The 20344-nt window shown below is 57.0% G+C and carries 10 protein-coding genes; 8 read left to right on the top strand and 2 right to left on the bottom strand.

Going from position 1 to position 20344, the window contains the following annotated elements:
* Window positions 1-2 precede the first annotated feature (2 nt).
* The 8 genes from IE099_RS12880 (at window position 3) to IE099_RS12845 (ending at window position 19020) form a co-directional block, all read left to right on the top strand.
* Complete coding sequence (locus IE099_RS12880; RefSeq protein ID WP_189570468.1) at window positions 3-3206, top strand: discoidin domain-containing protein; 3204 nt, start codon at window positions 3-5, stop codon at window positions 3204-3206.
* Window positions 3207-3666: 460 nt separating this feature from the next.
* Window positions 3667-6897 (top strand): autotransporter outer membrane beta-barrel domain-containing protein, encoded by a 3231-nt coding sequence (locus IE099_RS12875; RefSeq protein ID WP_189570466.1) that lies wholly within the window; start codon window positions 3667-3669, stop codon window positions 6895-6897.
* Window positions 6898-6933: 36 nt separating this feature from the next.
* Window positions 6934-7596, top strand: coding sequence for a PEP-CTERM sorting domain-containing protein (locus IE099_RS12870; protein ID WP_189570464.1), 663 nt, complete (start codon window positions 6934-6936; stop codon window positions 7594-7596).
* 98 nt (window positions 7597-7694) lie between these two features.
* Entirely contained in the window at window positions 7695-10838 is a 3144-nt protein-coding gene (locus tag IE099_RS12865; protein WP_189570462.1) for a sulfatase-like hydrolase/transferase, read from the top strand.
* A 4-nt stretch (window positions 10839-10842) separates the two neighbouring features.
* Window positions 10843-12282, top strand: coding sequence for an SGNH/GDSL hydrolase family protein (locus IE099_RS12860; RefSeq protein ID WP_189570459.1), 1440 nt, complete (start codon window positions 10843-10845; stop codon window positions 12280-12282).
* A gap of 3 nt (window positions 12283-12285) precedes the next feature.
* Window positions 12286-12795 (top strand): hypothetical protein, encoded by a 510-nt coding sequence (locus IE099_RS12855; RefSeq protein WP_189570457.1) that lies wholly within the window; start codon window positions 12286-12288, stop codon window positions 12793-12795.
* 4 nt (window positions 12796-12799) lie between these two features.
* A complete protein-coding gene (locus tag IE099_RS12850) occupies window positions 12800-16027 on the top strand; it encodes a discoidin domain-containing protein (protein WP_189570455.1) in 3228 nt (1075 codons plus the stop codon).
* Entirely contained in the window at window positions 16024-19020 is a 2997-nt protein-coding gene (locus IE099_RS12845; protein WP_189570453.1) for a sulfatase-like hydrolase/transferase, read from the top strand. The genes IE099_RS12850 and IE099_RS12845 overlap by 4 nt, the downstream gene beginning before the upstream one ends.
* A 35-nt stretch (window positions 19021-19055) precedes the next feature.
* On the opposite strand, the gene IE099_RS12840 is transcribed toward IE099_RS12845, so the two are convergent.
* Window positions 19056-20021: an alpha/beta hydrolase gene (locus IE099_RS12840; RefSeq protein WP_189570451.1), complete on the bottom strand. Its 966-nt coding sequence runs from the start codon at window positions 20019-20021 to the stop codon at window positions 19056-19058.
* A 116-nt stretch (window positions 20022-20137) separates the two neighbouring features.
* Entirely contained in the window at window positions 20138-20338 is a 201-nt protein-coding gene (locus IE099_RS12835; RefSeq protein ID WP_189570449.1) for a fibroblast growth factor, read from the bottom strand.
* Window positions 20339-20344: the final 6 nt, after the last annotated feature.

Here is a 20344-nt window from a genome sequence, read left to right as displayed (position 1 = left end):
CCATGTTGCACCGCCTTCTGACCCTATTCATTGCCAGCCAGCTCCTCGCATCCGCAGACGAGAGTCTGTCGCTCGCGGGCGAATGGAAGTTCGCGCTCGATCCCCAGGATTTGGGGTTGGCAGCCGGACCTTCCACTTGGCGCTTTCCGGATTCCATCAAGCTGCCGGGCTCCACCGCCGCGCAAGGCAAAGGAGAGCCTCTCTCGCTTGCCTTGAACCTCGAGAAGCCCGCGATGCAGCACCTGCACCAGCGCCATCCCCACATCGGGCCGGCCTGGTATCAGCGCGAGGTCTCCATCCCTGCCGACTGGGCGGGCAAAGACTATCAGCTCACCCTCGAGCGCGTGCTCTGGGAATCTCGCGTCTGGATTGACGGCAAACAAGTCGGTGACCCTCAACTCTCATTAAGTGTCCCCCACCGCTACGACCTCAGCAAGCACCTCACCCCGGGGCAGACCCACGAGCTCACCCTTCGCATCGACAATCGTCAGAAGGTTGAGATTGGAGCCATTGGGCACGCCTACACCCCGGAAACGCAAACCATCTGGAACGGGGTCATTGGCGAGTTGAAACTGGAGGCCCTCCCCAAGGTCAGGGTGAGTCACCTCTCTCCCCGCTTCGATCTCGAAAAGGAAGAAGTCGTCTGCACCGTGGAGGTCACGAATACCACCGACCAAGCGGTCACCCTGCCTCTCCAACTGACCGCACATCCTCCGCAACTCAATGGCACGGCCCCCCGCTCAAAGCAAAGCCAAGTGCAGGCAAAGCCCGGAGTCACCATTCACCAGGAGAGCATTCCCCTGAAGGACTGGCCGCTCTGGTCGGAATTCTCGCCCGGAGCCTGGACCCTGACTAGCAAACTCGGAGACACTCGATTCTCTATCCCCTTCGCCCCCAGGAGCTTTCAGGCCGAGGGACGGCATTTGCTCATCAATGGTCAACGCACTTTTCTGAGAGGCAATCTGGAGTGTGCAATCTTTCCCCAGACCGGACACCCTGACGCCGAGGGTCCCCAATGGGAAAAGATCATGCGAGTCAGCAAAGAGTATGGGCTGAACCACCTGCGCTTTCACTCTTGGTGTCCTCCCCAGGTAGCCTTCGAGGCCGCCGACCGCCACGGAATCTACTTGCAAGTCGAATTACCCAATTGGACTTTCAAGATGGGAGAGCTTCCTGAAGTCGATGCCTTTTTCCAGGCCGAAGGAGAGCGCATCATCCGCGAGTATGGCAGTCACCCCAGCTTTGTCATGTTCTCCCTCGGGAACGAGCTCAAGGGCAAGCTCACCAGCATGGACGCGCTTCTGGCTCACTTCCGCGGACTCGCTCCGGATCTACTCTTCACCTCCACCAGCTACGCCTTCTCGCCACGGGGCCTCCTCCCCGGCAAAGAAGATGACTTCTTCATCTCCCAGCGCACCCAGTCCGGTTGGGTGCGGGGGCAAGGCTTTCTCAACAACACCTTTCCCTCGAGCAACAGCGACTATGCGGAGGGTCTTTCCTGTCTCCAGATTCCCCTCGTGACCCATGAGGTGGGGCAATATGTGGTCTATCCCAACTTGGCGGAACTGCCCAAATACGAAGAGACTCCGCTACGCTCAACGGCCATGGAAGCGATCAAGGCCGACCTCACCTCAAAAGGCTTGCTCGCGGAAGCCGAACGACTGACCCGCGACTCGGGAAAACTGGCAGCCCTACTTTACAAAGAAGACATCGAGCGCGCCCTGCGGACCAAGGACCTGTCCGGAATCCAGCTTCTCCAGTTGCAGGACTTCCCCGGGCAGAGCACTGCCACGGTGGGATTGTTAGATGCCTTTTGGGATTCGAAAGGGCTCATCACTCCGGAAGAATTTCGGCAGTTCTGCGCCCCAGTGGTGCCCTTGACCCGCATCGACAAATTCGTGTGGGAAAACAGCGAGACCTTTCAAGCGAAACTGGAGTTAGCCAACTTCGGCACCGCTCCCCTCTCGAGTGGACGGTTCCAGGTGAGCCTCAAAACCCAAGAAGGCGAAGTTCTCGCTAACAAGACGTTTGACCCGAATACTTATCCCCTCGGCAATGGCATCCCCATCGGCACCTTCGAAGCCGACCTTGCTTCTCTCTCGACCGCCGGTGAGTTGGAGTTGGTGGTGGAATATTCCTCCGACATGAACATCCGAAACTCGTGGCCGATCTGGGTCTATCCGGCAGAAACCCCAGCGGTTGTCGGCGCCCCCTTCGTCATCCATCGAGGAGTGAACGAGACTTGTCTCGCCGACCTGGCGGCAGGAAAGCGGGTGCTTCTCCAGCCTCTCCCGGGCGCAGTGAAGGCGGCCATCCCCGCCCGCTTCATTCCGGTCTTTTGGTCACCACTCCACTTCCCCAACCAGCCCGGCACCCTGGGAGCCTCCATCCAAAGCTACCACCCTCTTTGGAAAGACTTCCCCACCGATACCCACACCAACTGGCAGTGGTGGGAGCTCACTGCGGAATCAACGGCGGTCGACCTGAGCAGTGTTGAGAGCACGCTCGAAGCCCCCTTCAGATTCGTCGACAAGTTCAATCGCAACGCGCAGCCAGCGGCAATCTTTGAGGCCAAAGTCGGCGCGGGCAGCCTGCTGGTCTGCACCCTCGATCTGAACGCCAAGGTCAATGGCTCCCGAGGACTCGTGGCCCGGCAGTTGGAGCGCAGCCTCCATCGCTATCTTTCTTCCTCCGAATTCGCGCCCACTGGTCGTCTGACGGTGCCCGAGCTGCAAGCGCTCATCGGTGATAAGGAATTTGAAATGCACGCCAGCATAGCTCACCCCGATTTCCCGGCGAGACACGCAGGTGATGGCAACGCGCAAACGATCTGGCACACTCCCTGGGATCAGTCAGCCAAGCTGCCAGCCAGCCTGGCCCTCGACCTTCTCAGCGAAAAAGTTCTATCGGGCCTGCGATACACGCCCCGCCAAGGCAATCCCAATGGCCGAATCAAGAGCTACCAAATCCAAGTCTCTCGCGACGGAACGAACTGGAAGAACTATGGTTCCAAAGCGACCTTCCCGAACAACGGCGAAATCCAAACCATCACCTTTCCCCAGCCGATCAAGACGCAACATCTCCGTCTCCTAGCCCACAGCGAACAAGCCGGTAGCCCCTATGTTTCGTGCGCCGAACTCGCGCCCATCTACGCCCCACCCGGAGACGCCCGCAACCTGGGAATCATTCCAGGATTCAACGACTAGTTCCTGCCTGATCCCCAGCAGGCCCGTGAGGCAAAACCGAGTTCCGACTTCTCCAATAATCGCCAGAAACCACCAAAAAGCCTCAAAAACGCCGACGAGCGCCTCTCGGATGGGTTTTCTCAAAAAAAAATCAGAAACATCCGCGGCGAAATTCAAGGTCGCCATTCCTCCTAAAGACCCTGAAATCCCCCCGCAGAAAGAACGAACTCGAGCAAACCCGCATCCGATCCCCAAACAGCCCCATTTCTCACAAGTCTTTTAAAATAGGACAACTACACCTCGTCACCCTTCTTAAGAATTCTCTCTAAAACAACGCCACCCCTCTTTCGGACAACAGAATTGCCAAGTACGACAATTGCCCTCTGAGCATCTCCTTGCATGCTTATCTCAACAATCCAGTCGATTGTTTTTTCCTTCACCAATAGCTCTTTACGCCTCAAAGAGAATCGATTCCTATTCCATGAAAATTCAATTCAATCCCTTCAGAAGAGAGCTCCGCAGCCACTCACTGCTCGTAGCAACGCTAGGTCTACTCCTCACAAGCTCTTCGAGCTTCTCGGCAGAGATCACCCTGACCCCAGGAACGATTAACAATCAGGACACGACGACAGCCAGTTATACGGATAGCCATGTGACACTGACTCCGTTTATCGGCAACGCGCCGTCGACCTTCAACGCTTCCGCTGTTCGCCTGGGAATCGATGGTGCAGGAACGAACGACAATGCCTTCAACGACCCCGACACCGACCCGGCCAATGGAAATGAGGAAAAGTTGCAGATGGAATTTGAGGCCAATGCCGGACTTACCAGCATCAGTTGGGATTTCTCCCGAGCTGATGGCCCCGGGCCCAATGACGGCGTGATCATCTCAGGATTCTCAGCTGATCCGGCGGCAAGTACTTCGGGAGCCGGGACCCTAAGCACGAGCTACGATGCCGCGACCGGCACTTTGAAGCTCCAGATCACCAACGGATTCGTTGATGCGGACGGCACTCTCACCTTGGCCAACCCGGCAGCGAGCGCGGGGCAAACTCTCACCATGGCGGTCACCGATACGACCCAGGCTGGAGCACAACTGGCAATCACCAGTTTCTCCTATGAAGATGACGTGCCCGCCAACCCACCCGTCATCGCGGAAGGTCTTCCGGCTGAGACGAGCACCTTTGAAGGAGTTGTTTCCGAACTTTCCATCACCTTGGAACCAGGGGCCTTTCCCACTCCCAGTTATCTTTGGGAAGTCAACATGGGAAGTGGCTTTGTGACCGCTCCCGGTGACGCCACCAGCCCAATTTATTCCTTTACCGCAGGCCCAACCGCCAACGGCACCTACCGGGTAACGGTCTCCGGCGGGGGATCTTCGGTGAGCTCCCAGACCGTAGTCACCTCAGTCGACGACGGCGACAACCTCCCCAATCAATGGGAGATTGACAACTTTGGCGACCTTTCCCAAGGGGACTCGGGCGATCCCGATGGCGACAACCTCTCCAATCTGGATGAATTCAATGCCTCCACGGATCCCAACAACCCGGATACCGATGGCGATGGACTGAATGATGGGGACGAGATCGTCAACAATGCGGATCCTCTCCTCGTCGATACCGATGGCGATGGCTTCTACGATGGCTACGAAGTGGCCAATGGTACAGCGCCCAATGACCCCGATGATGCGCCCTTGAGCCCCAGTGGCCGCAACTCGATCGGCATCACCTTCAGCTCCCCAGACGGACAGGCACCCGGCGTCAACCTCACCTCCAGCATGGTTGCGGGAGCCCCGGGCTATGAGCAGAAGAACTGGAATATTCTTCCCGCCGCTACCGGCAACGTACTGGAAGAAAGCGTAACGGCGCCGATTCCGGGACGACTGGCCGATAGCAATGGGAACGAGATCCCCGACATGCTCTTCACCTCAGATTCATCGGGTAGTTTCAGCCTGTTGTTCAACCAAGAGCAGACCATTGGAGGCCTCCTATCGGGATACCTCTTCGCCGACCCCAACGACCTCACAATGTCGATCTTTCTGGAAGATATTCCCTATCCCCGCTATGACATCGTCGTTTACCCGGTCGCTTTCTCCGGAAGTGTAGGACGGGTCATTGTCGGCGAGGTTGAGGCCACTCCCATCTCAGTTGTCAACGAGTATACCCTAAGCACTACTCGGATTTACCAGAACGGCGAGGATCCCGTCTGGTCGCGTTCTCTCGACCGGAGCAACTTTGCAGACAACTCTTCCGAAAACTATCCAGAAGCAACCCATGTTGTCTTTCAAGGACTCGAAGGCCCGAACGCAACGATCGAGCTCCTTCGAGTAGTCGACAACGGCGGAATTGCAGCTATCCAGATTGTCGAATCAATCGACAGCGATGGAGACGGGATGGGAGACGTCTATGAGTTGGAGGTCGGCCTCGACCCCAATGACGGATCGCCAACCTCCCCTACCCAGGGAGCCAATGGTGACTTCGACAACGATACCATCAGCAACATTGACGAATACTACAATGGCACCAATCCCACTCTGCCGGACACCGACGGAGACGGCTACAACGATAATGTCGAAAGCGACACAGGTATCTTCGTCGATGCCTCCGATCCCGGAACCGATCCGCGCATCGCAGACACCGATGGAGACGGATTGCTCGATGGAGTCGAGACTGGAACGGGCGTCTTCGTGAGTGCCTCCGACACCGGTACCAATCCTTTGGTGTTCGATTTGGACGCGGACGGCGACGGATATTCCACAGCCTACGAGATGGCCAACGGAAGCGATCCCTTCTCGATCTCCTCTCCAGGAGGCCCGAATCCCAATGGCTTTGCGATCGCCTTCAATTCGGTTACCGGAACAGGAGGCAACGTGGACTTCACTACTTCCATGTTTGCGGGAGCTCCCGGAGTGGAGCAGATGAACTGGAACCGCTCCATCGACTTGGATAACAATATTGCTGCGGCAAGCGGCGACATTGCCAAAATTGGCACGCCCAATGCCGGCCAAATCATCGACTCATCCGGCAATGTGATTGGCAATGGAGCGACCGGAGTCGGTGTCGACTTTGCAGCAGGTTCTGGAGCGTGGTCGACCTTTCCCGACAATCAAACTCCCTACGGACGTCTCTTCAACTCCTTCATCTTCGGTCGCTCTCTCGAAGCCGGAGACAATCCCGACGCCACTGTATCCCTAACAGGTATTCCCTACGGCACCTATGATGCCTACGTTTACTTTGGTTCGGAGGTCAATGGACGTAGAGGCACCATCGCGGCAGCAGGCACGACCTACTCATTCACCACCGCAGTGGTTCCCGCAGCTGGAGAGCCGGGTTCCTATCTGGAGACAAGCGATACCGCCAATGGTTTCCCCCAAGCAAATTACGCGGTTTTCCGTGGTCTGAGTGGGGAAAGCTTCGACGTCACGACGACCGTGAATGCGAACAACTTCACCCTCGGAATCTTTGGAGTGCAAATTGTGGAAGCGGAAAGCGGCCCTGTCCTTGTTCTGGAAAATCCAGCCCGGACCGGCACGACCTTCACCGCAGACTTCACCACCAATACAGCTGGTGAATATCAGCTGGAACGCAGTTTAACCCTAGACGGCGACTGGACCTCGGTGGGCGCGAGCTTCACAGCCAGCGCTGGAACGACTCCAGTATCCGATCCCTCCGCGCCAGCAGGCAAAGCCTTCTACCGCGTGAGTGCCCAATAACAACGACCAGATAAACCAGTAACAAACCTGAAACAGATGCAAAAATTACCATATACAGCCTTCGTCGCGATAGCGTCTTGCGGCCTTGCCAGTGCCGCAACCACGCTCACCCCCAGCGATATCCACGGAGGAGTCACCACTAACACTTCGTTCGCCAATGGTGACGTCACACTCACTCCCTCGATTGGAGGAGCGCCCGCCACATTCGGCGGGAACGCCAACTTTCTGGGCATTCCCGGAGGAAGTAATAACAACGCCTTCGATGATTCCGACACGGATGCAACCAATGACAATGGCGAAGAGTTGACGATGGTCTTCGCCCCTACCGTCGGCCTCACCCAAATTGCCTACAACTTTGCACGTGCCGATGGAGGAGCATCTGACGGAGTCTTCATTTCCGGATTCAATTCGGATCCCGGAGTGACCTTTTCGGTCTCAGACGCGAGCCTGTTCGCTGTTTGGGACGGAGTCGACACCGTTCGGCTGAACCTGCCCGGAGCTCTTTTCTCGACAGCTACCGTCATCAGCTTCGATCCGGCGGCAAGCGCAGGAGAGACTCTCCTTTTGACTATCTCTGACACGACTCAGGCAGGAGCACAGCTCCCTATCGGCTCAATTACATACGACACCATTCCGGAGCCTAGCTCAATGGCCTTGTTAGCCTTTGGCGGTCTCGCTCTGTTACGTCGTCGCCGTTAATTCCATTCTCTAGGCAATCCAAAAAAGCCCTGCAACAATCTGTCCGGTAGCGGACTTGGTTGCAGGGCTTTTCCCATCCCACAAATCTCTCCAAACACATGAAGCCATTATTTCCCTACCTTCTGAAACTCTCTCTTGTCGGCCAACTGGGTGCAGTGACTCTTCCTGTGACCAGCTTCCCGAACGATGGAGTCACGGCCACATACACCACAGCGGACTCTCTCCTCACTTTTTCCACCACCAACTTTTTCAGCGGGACTGGAAACTTCATGGGGGATGGCGGCGCTGGGGCGACTGCCAATCTGGTCAACGCCTACAATGATGATGAAGAGCTCACGATTGAGCTCGATCCGGGCACGAGCCTCTCAGACTTCACCCTCCGGTGGACGACCACCACGATCACCATCACCGGCTTTGCCTCCGATCCTGGCACCACAATCGGATTGACGGGAGGGAGCGCCAGTTGGAACGAGTCGCTGAAGGAGTTGACCCTCACCACCCCTTGGGACGCAGGCACTGAGCGCCTGGTCTCGTTTGCCAATGCGAGCGCCTCGGAAGGAGCGACCCTCGTCTTCAGCTTCGGTGAAGGTCAGGCGACCTTTACCCAGTTCTCCTACCAAGAGCCAGCCCTTCCCCTCCCCGATCCACTGGTTCACTACAGCTTCGACGACGCCACGGTTTCGGGTTCCAGCCTAACCGACCTCTCCCCTAACAATCACACCGGCACGCTGGTCAGCTCGGCCAGTGCACCGACAATTTCGCAGTCCGGTCTCTTTGAGCAATCCTTCGGGTTTGCTGCTGACGACGATCCCGACGGGATTGTCACCATTCCTTCCGGCGTGGTTCCGAGCGGCACGAGTGCGAGAACCTTTTCCCTCTGGTTCAACCAGTCTTCCAGCACCGGGCAAAGCAAACTCTTCGGCTATGGCGCGGGAAGCGCAGGACGAGCTTTTGATGTCGGCTTGGAAGGAGGCGGAATCAGACTGCGACACTTCGGAGGCTTCATTACCTACGGAAGTAACTACGACTTCGACGGAACCGATGCCGGTTGGCACCACGTGGCCATTCGCGTGAATGCGGATGCCAGCACCTTCGCCGATGTGGACATCTTTCTAGACGGTTCTCTCCTCACCCCCCAAGCCGGTGGCGCGACAACCGTGACCCTCGACACTGCGGCCGCACTCTTTGCGATTGGCTCCTCGGCGACGCCTGGCGCAGCTCTTGGGTTCGACGGCTTGATCGACGAGTTCCGTATCTACGACAGTGCCATCGGCGGAAGAAACATCGCCGAGCTGGCTGAGGCCCCTCCTCGCCCGACGATTCTCGCCTTCGAAGCCTCGCCGCAGAACCGTATTCCCGCAGGCTCCGAGGTGACACTCAGCTGGACCACTGAAAATGCCACAAGTCTAATCCTTGAACCCGGAGGTCTGGATGTGACCGGTCAAACTTCGATAACAGTGACCCCAACGGAAAAAACAACCTACACGCTCACCGCGAGTGATGAGGTTCCCATTACCGATAGCGAAAGCCTCACTATCGCAATCGGTGATCAGCCCTACCCGAATATCGTGGTCTTCTTCCTGGACGACTTTGGTTGGGCGGATTGGGAGCAGAACGGAGCCAGCACCGGCTCGGTGTTTTATGAGACTCCCAACATGAACCGCATGGCTCAGCAGGGACTCTACTTCCCCAACGGCTATGCCTCGACGCCCGTCTGCTCCCCCACTCGCGGCGCCCTGATGTCTGGACAAGCCCCGGCATTGAACAAGTTGACTGATTGGATCACCGGCAGCGGCGATGCCGGTCAGGTCGTGCGGGAAGCCGAGTGGGTCAAAAAATTGCCCACCGACCTGCCCAACTGGCCAGGAGTTCTCTCGGACTGTGGCTATCGCGCTATCCATGTTGGAAAATGGCATTTGGGCTCCGGGACCGAACCCGAAGCCGAGCCTCTCAATCACGGCTTTGACGTCAACATTGGAGGCAATCAGTTTGGCACCCCTCCGGCTCCCGAGCGCTACTTCGCCTCTGCCAATGGCTTCTCGGCCCTCCCCAACCTTGGACCCGAAGTCGCCCCTGAGGGCAGCTACCTCACCGACGTTCTAACCGAGCAAGCAGTCGAGCAAATCAAAGATGCTGCGGCGAGCGACACCGCCTTCGCGATGTATCTCTCGCACTACGCAGTCCACACCCCGATCCAAGCCCCAGCCGCCACCGTGGCAAAGTATCAGGACAAATTGGCAAACAATCCCGGCATGGATTGGCAAGGCCAGGACAATCCCACCTACGCGGCCATGATTGAACACGTCGACCGTTCACTCGGAGCGATTCTCGACACCCTCGAAGACCCTGATGGCGATCCTCTCACCGACGATTCCATTGCCGACAATACCCTGGTCGTTCTTACCGCCGACAATGGCGGGTTGCTTTCCGCCACCTCCAACCGACCTTTGCGAGATGGAAAAGGGGGCAGCTACGAGGGTGGTATTCGCGAGCCCTGGATCTTCTGGATGCCCGGAACCGTCACCCAGGGAATCAGCCCCGAGCCCATCGTCACCCACGACCTCTTCCCCACCCTCCTCAGTCAAGCAGGAGTGCCCACGCCGGCAGGTCACGATGTCAGCGGACAGGACCTCAGTCCTCTTCTAACAGGCCAGCCCTTCAAACGCGAACACCCGGTCACCTTCCACTATCCGCATTGGTCACCCGCAAACCAAATCGGCGAACCCTACTCTGCCATCCGAATGGGCGACTGGAAGTTGATCTACACCTACGCCAACAAGTCGTGGGAACTGTATAACCTCGCCAATAATCCTAGCGAAACCAACAGCCTAACCGCTTCGGAGGCCGACCGGCATGCAGTCATGTCCTGGCTCCTGTCCCAAGGATTGGAAAACTTGGATGCGAACTATCCCCGTAACGTCAACACCCTTGCTGAAGAGCCCCCTCTTCCCTTGGTGACTCCTAACAACGATGCTGACGGTGACGGTCAATCCGACCTCGATGAAGCGATTCAAGGAACTGACGCCGGGGAGTCTACCTCCTTTTTCTCGCCTACCTTTGACATGAATGATGGGACCTTCTCCTTCCAGTTCACGCCTGCAGCCGAAAGACGATACCGCCTGGAGGCGTCTAACAACTTGGAGCCAGACTCCTGGACAACAATCGACGACTCGCTCCCACTTAGCGACTCGGACGGCCTTTTCGGTCGCCGGTTCTATCGAGTGATAACAGAATTCCCGTAAATTTATGAAGGTTCCTATCCCTCTTCTTTTGGGCACTATCGTCTGCCTCCCCCTCTTGTATGCTGACGACACGGTGGCCATTGATGCTGAGTTGCAAAAAGTCTGGCCGAACAACCGGACCGTCAACATCGTCTTCCACGGGCACAGTGTTCCCTCAGGCTATCACCTCACCCCCCGCGTCAAGCCCTTCGAGTCCTACCCCCATCTCTTTCGCGTCGCAATGGCCGAGCGCTATCAGTCGGCGGTGTTCAACGTGATCACCACGTCAATCGGCGGAGAGAATGCGGTGGCGGGCGCGGCCCGATTCGAGACTGATGTCCTCCCCCACCGTCCGGACCTCATCTTCATTGACTACGCGCTCAATGACCGGCCTCTCCCCATTGCCGATGTCGAGACCGCTTGGCGCAGTATGATAGCAAGCGCCAAGAACGCCGGCATCCCTTTGGTTCTCATTACTCCTACCGGGGCTAGCAATGCCGACTTCACCGATCCCGATGATCCCCTGACAATTCGGGCTGAACTGATCCGCACTCTCGCGGAAGAAGAAGATGTGATGCTCGCCGATGTCTCGGCCGCTTGGCAGGAAGAGTTGGACGCTGGAACTGCGGAGGGCGCTCTCCTCAGCCAAGGCAATCATCCCAATCTAACCGGTCACCAACTCGCGGCCGATGAGATCTATGAGACCTATCTACGTGGATTGAGCGACTTGACTAGCGTCGGGACTTCAGACTTTCCCATCGATGGATCAACCAACACCTTCACCACCGAGGATGGCTTGGTCACTTTCACCACCACCAACACCTTCAGCGGTCAGGGAAACTTCTTTGGCGACAGCGGAGGCTCCGGCAACAAGGTGAATTCCTATGACGGCGATGAGACCCTGCAGGTCAACCTCGCCGCCGACACCCAGCTCCACGGCTTTTCGCTGCGCTGGACCACGAGTGATATCCATATCACCGGACTCGCCGATGATCCCGGAGTTTCGATTGCCACCGTCAATGGCGCAGCTGGCGTGAGCAATTGGGATGCGGTCAACAAGGTCCTCACGCTGTCGTTGCCTTGGGACAACGGGGAAGTGCGCGCAATCACCTTCGCCAATCCAGCAGTCTCCTATGGGAACAATCTCGAGTTTAGCTTTTCTGGTGCCAACGCGGCAAATCAGGCTAGCTTTGTTTCCTTCGAGTATCAGCAGGTCGACAACGGCGCGGGAGCCCGCCTATCGGCACCGGCATTCGAAGTCAACGACCAGACGATCACCTTTCCTGTGCTCGCCCTTAGAGGACACGAATATGCCCTTGAAGCTTCGCAAAGCCTGTTGGCTGAATCTTGGCAAACCGTCGACAACCTCGGCCCCCTCGCCCAGACGGAGGCGGCCGAGCTCTCTGATTCTCTTTCCCTCCACCAGCGCCGCTTCTACCGCATGGCAGTCACCTATCCCCAGTAGTTCATGAAAGTTTTCCCCTTCATTCTCAGCCTTCTCCTTTCCATGGTTTCCCTCTCGGCAGTTGAAATTCCAAAGGATATTACCAAACACCCAATCTCGACCGTCAATTGGGGCGAGGCTCTTGAGGGGGACAAACGGCCACAACTCGACAAAGAAAAGCTGGCCGGGCACGTCGTAGTCGTTGAGGAATTTGGCATCACGAACCAAGACTGCCTCGCCCGTCTCAAGGACCTCAACCGCATTGCGAAAAAGGCCGAACGCGACAAGACCAAGCTGGTCATCGTCCTCATTCACCGTCAGAACGAACAAAAGGACGCCGATATACTTAAAGAGCTCGAACGCATTCACCCCAGCATCATCGTCCGCAAGCACGGCTGGCTACCAATCTACCACGAGGGAATGCCCCACGCTGCAGTCTTCAATCCGGATGGAACGATGGCTTGGCAAGACGCCTCGATGGGCAACGAGTTTGGTAAAGCGCTCAAAGAAGCCCTCAAACTTCTCGAAGAATAACTCCATGTTTCGCCCGCTTACTCTTATCGCATCTCTAGCAGCCTCATTGACTTCTATCCCAGCACAAGAAATCGACTTGGCGGGTGAATGGAAGTTCCATCTCCCCACCGCCGGGGAAATAGACCTCTCTGATCCCGGCAAAGTCTCTTTCAAAGATCATCTCCAGTTGCCAGGGATGATGACGGCACAGGGTTTCGGAGAGCCTCCCAACATTAACACCCGATGGACAGGAGGCGGATGGATCTATCGTGAGATGTTTGCGGAGTATCAGGCAGCTGACAACTTCAAGTTCCCCTTCTTTCTCCAGCCTCCCCGCTACTACGTCGGTCCGGCCTGGTATCAGAAAACCTTCACCGTCCCTGCCAGCGATCAAAAAGGCAGCTACCGCCTTCATCTCGAGCGAGCCCATTGGCAAACCACCGTCTGGGTTGATGGCGAAAAGAAAGCCGCCGGAGAAGCCTTGGGCACGCCCCAAGAACTCTCACTCGGACACCTTCCCCCGGGCGAGCACTCCTTGACTCTGCGCATCGACAACCGCCTCCAACCTGTTCACCCCGGCACCGCGGCGCACAGTGTCACCGACCACACCCAAGGCAATTGGAATGGAGTGGTGGGCGAGCTCAAACTGGAATTCATCCCCGAAAATCATCTTCAGACGATTCGCGTTGACCCCAGAATCGACGGGAGCTTTTCCCTCACTATCCTGGGCCGCGCGGAGAAAGGCATGAAGGTGGTGACAACCGTTACCGCCAAGAACAATACGGAAGAGCCAAAGAAAGTTGCAAATATTCCTCTCAACGAGGACGGTGAACTCAGTCTTAAACTTGACCTCGAATTCTCAGGCAAAGTCGAGCTTTGGGATGAATTCAATCCCGCACTTTACGAGGTTTCCGTAGCCCTCCTGAATGAGGAAAAAACGATCGACGTTCATAAGGAAACTTTTGGGTTTCGCGAAGTCTCCTCTCAGAACGGAGGTTTCACCATCAATGGACGACCGCTCTATCTCCGGGGGGCGCTGGACTGCGCTATCTTTCCCAAGACCGGGCATCCCCCCACAGATCTCCCTTCGTGGAAAAAGGTGATGGAAACCTGCCGCGAATATGGGCTCAACCACATTCGGTTTCACTCCTGGTGTCCGCCCAAAGCGGCCTTCCAAGCAGCAGACGAGGTTGGAGTCTACCTCCAGCCGGAGGTCTCCACTTGGTCACACAACGATTCCTTCATCGGCAGCGGACGCCCTCTCGACGAGTGGTCACAGCGGGAGACCGCGCGTATGATCGAGCACTTTGGGAATCATCCCAGCTTCCTCCTCATTGCCCACGGCAACGAGCCGCACGGCCCCAACCATGCCAAATGGTTGCAACAATGGGTGGCCAAGTGGCAGCAAGAGGACAAGCGACGCCTCTACACTACCGGCTCCGGTTGGACTGCGATGCCGGGTTCAGACTTTCACTCCATCCCCAATCCCCGCCTTCAACAATGGGGAGAGGGCTTGCGTTCGCGACTGAATGCCATCGCGCCCTCGACCTCTTTCGACTTTTCACAGATTGTTAGAAATCGGCCTGATGCACCGATTGTAGCCCACGAGTCAGGCCAATGGTGCGCCTACCCCGACTTCAAGATCATCGAAAAATTCGACGGATTTTTCAAATCCAAGAACTATGAAATCTTTCGCGACCTCGCGAAAAAGAATGGCTTGGGAGAGGAAGCGGAAACCTTCTTGCACGACTCCGGACGTCTGCAGGTCCTCGCATACAAACACGATATCGAAGCCGCTCTCCGGACCCCGGGCTTGGGTGGTTTCCAGCTTTTGGGACTGCAGGACTTCTCGGGTCAAGGGACGGCTCCGGTCGGAGTTGTCGATGTCTTTTGGGACCCCAAGCCCTATGTCACCGCCCAAGAGTTCCGCCAGTTTTGCCAGCCTACGGTGGCGCTCGCCCGCCTCCCCCAAATGGTCTTTCGCAACGATGAGAAACTGACTGCGGAACTCGAGCTCTCACACTTTGCGCCCCTCCCCTTGAACAATTGCCAACCTTACTGGACTCTCAAGAAGGGAGAAGCGGTTCTTTCTTCCGGCAAACTCCCGAGGCAATCGCTGGCTCCCTATCAGCTGCATCAATTGGGAACGATGGAGACCTCGCTCAGCGAAATGGAGGCCCCTACCAAGCTCACCTTCACCGTCGGGATTTCGGGCACCGAAATTTCAAACAGCTGGGATCTCTTTGTCTATCCCGCCAACTTGGCCGAGGCCGAAGAGCCCTTGATCATCGACAACTGGGAAGAGACCGTGCGGGCCCTCGCCGACGGCAAAGATGTCTTTTTCATGCCCCCCGCAGACCAAATCGGGGATGATCCCGAGCACCCCCTTCTTCAGGGCTTCTCCCCGATTTTCTGGAACACGGCCTACACCACTTGGCAAGCCCCCCATACTCTCGGCCTTTCGCTCGACCCGCAGCATCCAGCCTTCCGCTACTTTCCGACTGACACCCACTCCAACTGGCAATGGTGGGAAATTCAGAAGAATGCTCGCCCCTTCATCCTTAAAGCCCATCCCGAGATCAAGCCGGTGGTGGAGCTCATCGATGATTGGTTCACTGCCCGACGACTGGGCTTCGTCTTCGAGGCCCAAGTCGGAAGCGGTCGATTGCTCGCCTGCGGACTCGACCTCAAAAGCGACTTGGACCAACGCCCCGCCGCCCGCCAATTGCGTCACTCTTTGGTCCGCTACTTCGAGAGCGAAGACTTCCAGCCCAAGCATTCACTCACTCCTGACGCAGTCTACCAACTCCTGAGGCAACCCACCCTGGCCCAGCAACTCGGGCTCACCATTTCGGCCTCCAGTGCCGAACCCAACTTTCCCGCCGAACACCTAACAGACGGCTCTAACAAGAAGATCTGGCACACCGAATTTTCGCGAAAATCTCAGCCACACCCGCATACCCTGAAGCTTCACTTCGCCGATGAGGTCACTCTCGCAGGACTCGTTCTAACCCAACGTCAGGATGGCAATCCCAACGGCCAACTCAAGGAGGTGGTCGCGCTATCACCCGATGGGGAAGAGTTGGCGAGGGCGACCGTCCCCCTCAATTCCACCGAGTTCCCTCTTGTTTTCACAAAGCCTTTCACCGGCCAATCGCTCAGCCTTCGCGTGCTCAATAGCCACAATGGCCCCTTTTCCTCACTCGCAGACCTCGAACCCCTCCTTCCCAAGAAAGAAATCAACGACCAATGAACTCCCTCGCAACGACTCTCTTCCTATCCGCGTTCAGCTCCGCGACGTTGGCTCAGACCGTCCTCATATCTCCTACGGTTCGGAATGGTGGATTCGAAGATGTGGACAGTAATTCCTTCGCGACTACGCCCTTTTGGGAAAGCTATTTTCCGGAAGCCGACGCAATCGATCTGGTGCTCCCCACAAACCCCAAGAGCGGCAGCTTGCGCGGTTTCGTCAATGGATATCAAGGCTCCGGAACACGCATCCACCCCGCCCAGACCATTCCAGCGGCTGAGTGGACTGTGGCAGAAGGAGACGTCTTTAGCGTCAAGTTAGCCGCCCGATCTGGTTTCAATCTGGATATCAGTGAAGACGCCCTGCAGTGCATCCTGGAGGTCGTCGATAGCAATGGAAACCCAATCGAAGACCCCAATTCGAGCACGGGCTTTTCCAGGCGATTGCTATCGAGCCTTCGCTACCTGACCGCAACTGGCACCTATCAGGACCTCACCTTCATCTCCGATCCCGTGCTGGCGGGAAGCCCTTGGATCGGGAACTCCGTAAAATTGCGGCTACTCAATACGGGCGACCGGGATGAATACACCATCATCGATGATGTCACCCTCACCGCCTATCGTGAGGGTGAGTTGGATCTTCCGCTTGCCTTGCTCGCCTCCTACCAGGCGGAAGGCAATAGCGAAGACTCGCTCGCTCCCGGAACAGGCGCCATTCCCGATGTGGAGCTCTCGTATGGGTCGGGCTTTGGGGTCGGGCAGTCTTTTCAGACTCAAGACGGAGGACTCACCATTCCCATGGAACTCCCGATTAGCTACTCGCTGTCTTTCTGGTTTCGCACCCCGGAGCTGGGGACAGAGGGAACCACACTGAGTTGGAGAGACGGCAGCGTCCTGCTTGATGCTTCGAATGGCAACGGTGGGATGGGGGTTTCCCTCGTGGGCGAACGGGTTGCCTTCACCGTTGGAAGCAAGACCCTCTTTTCGCGCTCACTTCTCACTGACGATAAATGGCACCACCTCACCGTGACGCACGCGAATACCCTCGGGAGTATTCAACTCTTCGTCGATGGATTGCTGGAAGACTTCGGCGCCGTGACCCCAGGGGAAAGCCTCGCCAACGATTTGGTCGCAGGTCGATCCCGTGCGCTAGACCGCCCCTTTGACGGGTTCGTTGATGACCTTCGCATCTATCAGGGACTGCTGGATAAGGAAGCCATTGAGGAAATCCGAACCAGCAATCACGACACCGACGGTGATGGTTCGAGCGACTTGGAAGAAGCGGAAGCGGGGACCGACCGCGGAAACGCGAACGACTATCTGCAGGTTGATTCGATTGAGGTCACCGACGACGGCGTCAGCACGGTGGTCACGGGTAAGAAGTTACGTGGCTATGAGCTCCAAAGACTATCCGATCTCGAGTCCTCGCACACCTCCACCACCGTCGACAGCCGTTCCCCCCTCCCCTTCGACAGCAAACTCTCTCTCACCGACAGCACACCACCTGCGGAGCGTGGATTCTATCAAGTCACAGCAACCAAAGGCTCTCCCGTGAAGCCCAACATCGTGATGATCGTAGGAGACGACCACGGTTACGCTGATCTCTCGGCCTACGCGCATTCTCAACCGGATATCGCCACTCCCAATCTAGACCGAATCGCGGCCAGCGGTGTTCGCTTCACCCAAGCATACACCACCAGCCCGGTCTGCAGTCCCTCTCGCACCGGATTCCTAACAGGAAGATATCAGAACGAATGGGATCCGTCCGGCGGATGGGTCCCCGGGCTGCCCGCCACTTCCAAACATCTCGCGGAATACTTGGACGAAGCCGGATACACCACGGCCATGATTGGCAAGAACGACTTTGGCCAGAACCTCTTCTACCCAACAGGCCGCGAGTATCCTGGCAACCATGGTTTTGACGAGTTCTTCGGCTTCAACGCCCACGCCCACGACTTCTTCCTCCACTCCCAAGCCATTACCGACTCTTCAATCCCAGCTTGGCCGGGTGAGGCCAGCGCCCACCTGGGACAGTTTCTCAACAGCGAGGCCCCCACCAACTACGAGACCCTCGCTGACGGGATCTGGCAGACGCAAGAATTCACGGATCGCGCCATCGACTTTGTGGAAGAGCAAGAAGCGGAGAGCGAACCCTTCTTCCTCTACCTCTCCCACGCCTCGGTGCACGCTCTGATCCACCAGGTTCCCAAGAGCTACCTCGACGAGGTAGGCGTAGCGGAACTCCCCATCTACGACCCAACAACCAACGTGCCCGGCAACCCTGCCAACTACAACACCTACTACTACGAATATAGTAGACCAGCTCCCATCGGACCAATCTCTGATGCGGATATGCGCAAGTATTACCGCGCCCACTTGAAGGCCTTTGATGACCAGATCGGACGTTTGTTAGATTCGCTGGAAAGCACCGGCCAATTGAACAACACGCTCATCGTCTATTTCTCCGACAACGGTGGCGAAGCCTTGACTGGAGCCAACAACCAACCGCTTTCCGGCTCGAAATACAATATGTTCGAGGGAGGCATTCGGGTGCCCATGCTCATGAGCTGGCCTGAGGTCCTGCCCGCCAACCAGGTCTATGACGAGATCGTCTCCACGTTGGATGTGGTCCCCACCCTGTTGGAGGCAGCTGGCGTGGAAGAAGCTCCCCAACTACGCGGTTTTCCCCTCTTGAGCCCCCTGCGGGAAAACCGGCCCATCCTGAAAACAGACCGGACACTCTTCTGGCGGTTCAACGACTACTGGGCGGTTAGACGGGGCGACTGGAAGCTTCTTTTCTCCGACAAAGGGATCAACATCACAACCTCACAAATCACCTTCAATCCGAGACTGCTGGGGCGAGAAGGACTCATCAATCTCGCGACTGACCCATCAGAGAGCTCCAATCAGGCGAGTAGCAACGATCCCGAAATCATCGCCCTGAAGGCGGAGCTTCGGGCTCTCTTCGAAGCTTGGGAAGCGAGTAATCAGAACTGAACCCTGACACCCTCAAGAATCCTAACAGAGTCTGCTCACTTCGATTTGAGCCGGTCGATGAGATATGCGGTTGCGTCTTCGTGCCTGACCTCGGGAGCGCCGGGGTAGACCAGCTCGCAAGGAACTCCTTTTTCCAAACAGTGTTTCTGGAGCTCAACCCCAAAGACTGCCGAGTGGGTTGGGTCCCTTTCCACTTTCCCCGCCGGGGGAACAATGGGATAGAACAAATAGGTATCGGCGTCCCCCGCATCCAAAAGCGCGACCGGGGAATACTGATTGATAACCGGAAGCAACCGGTCCCGCTCGGCGAGAAACTTTTCGAAACCCTCCAGACCAAAGGCGTGCGCGCCATACTTGCTGTTTGGAATCCAGCTTTTCATCTGCTTGGGATCGAGAGTGGTTTGTGCGCGGATGGCGGCCACACACATCAAGCGGGTGGACTCCCGGGCGACCGGGTCCCGGGCAGTCGGATCCGCGAGGTCATCGTGATAGGCCAGCCAGAGACTGGTGCAGGCCCCCGCCGAACCACCGGTGGCCGCGATGCGGGTCTTGTCGATATTCCAGTCCTCCGCCCGACTGCGAATGAACTGCACCGCGCGCGCCGCATCTGAAAGCGGTCCTTGCACCGGAGGGTCCAGGTCGCGGCAGTGCTTGATCAAACGATAGTTGATCGCGGCTACTGAGATCCCCGATTCCAAGAGCTTGGCGGAATCGACGAAGCTATGCAACTGCACCTTGTCTCCCCCGTTCCAGCCCCCGCCATGAATCGAGATCACGACCGGGGTCGGCTTATCGGAAGGAGCTTTCCAGAAATCCAGGACGTTGCGATGCTCGGGGCCATAACGCACGTTCTCGTTCGTCGGCTCCGGAACCGACTCGTGGTAAATGCCCTTTTTCCAAAGGGGTTGCGGCTTTGCCTCGTCGGCAGCGAGCAAGGAGGCGAACCCTGCGAACCCGATCACCGCTCGGAACAGGATTTGCGCGGAAATATTCTTTTTCATCTTGGATGCGACAGGTTTGGAACCATTGGCTGGATCACTCGTCGCCAACCGACGAGGGACAGTCTACCCCGCCCTCCAAGCGGTGGTGCTCACATCCAGAAAAGGTCGAAGCGACCTTACCCTTTCTTACTCATGGCCAATCGAACGCCGAACACGACGACAACCCCCATCGCAACACCCAATAAAGCAACAGCCCCAAAAGGCCACTCGTCATCATGGGTGTGACCTGCAGGTCCAGGGTGGGCGCTGGCTACAGTTACCAAGGCCATTTGCAAACTCATCACTCCGACGCTGATTTTTGAAAACATTTTATTCATTTGTGG

The organism is Roseibacillus persicicus, assembly GCF_014651675.1.
Classification (GTDB): domain Bacteria; phylum Verrucomicrobiota; class Verrucomicrobiia; order Verrucomicrobiales; family Akkermansiaceae; genus Roseibacillus; species Roseibacillus persicicus.
This window is presented reverse-complemented; position numbering and strand designations above follow the sequence as displayed.

Coding starts and splice junctions, on each gene's coding strand:
- IE099_RS12880 (WP_189570468.1), top strand. CDS start 3: ATGTTGCACCGCCTTCTGACCCTATTCATTGCCAGCCAGCTCCTCGCA.
- IE099_RS12875 (WP_189570466.1), top strand. CDS start 3,667: ATGAAAATTCAATTCAATCCCTTCAGAAGAGAGCTCCGCAGCCACTCA.
- IE099_RS12870 (WP_189570464.1), top strand. CDS start 6,934: ATGCAAAAATTACCATATACAGCCTTCGTCGCGATAGCGTCTTGCGGC.
- IE099_RS12865 (WP_189570462.1), top strand. CDS start 7,695: ATGAAGCCATTATTTCCCTACCTTCTGAAACTCTCTCTTGTCGGCCAA.
- IE099_RS12860 (WP_189570459.1), top strand. CDS start 10,843: ATGAAGGTTCCTATCCCTCTTCTTTTGGGCACTATCGTCTGCCTCCCC.
- IE099_RS12855 (WP_189570457.1), top strand. CDS start 12,286: ATGAAAGTTTTCCCCTTCATTCTCAGCCTTCTCCTTTCCATGGTTTCC.
- IE099_RS12850 (WP_189570455.1), top strand. CDS start 12,800: ATGTTTCGCCCGCTTACTCTTATCGCATCTCTAGCAGCCTCATTGACT.
- IE099_RS12845 (WP_189570453.1), top strand. CDS start 16,024: ATGAACTCCCTCGCAACGACTCTCTTCCTATCCGCGTTCAGCTCCGCG.
- IE099_RS12840 (WP_189570451.1), bottom strand. CDS start 20,021: ATGAAAAAGAATATTTCCGCGCAAATCCTGTTCCGAGCGGTGATCGGG.
- IE099_RS12835 (WP_189570449.1), bottom strand. CDS start 20,338: ATGAATAAAATGTTTTCAAAAATCAGCGTCGGAGTGATGAGTTTGCAA.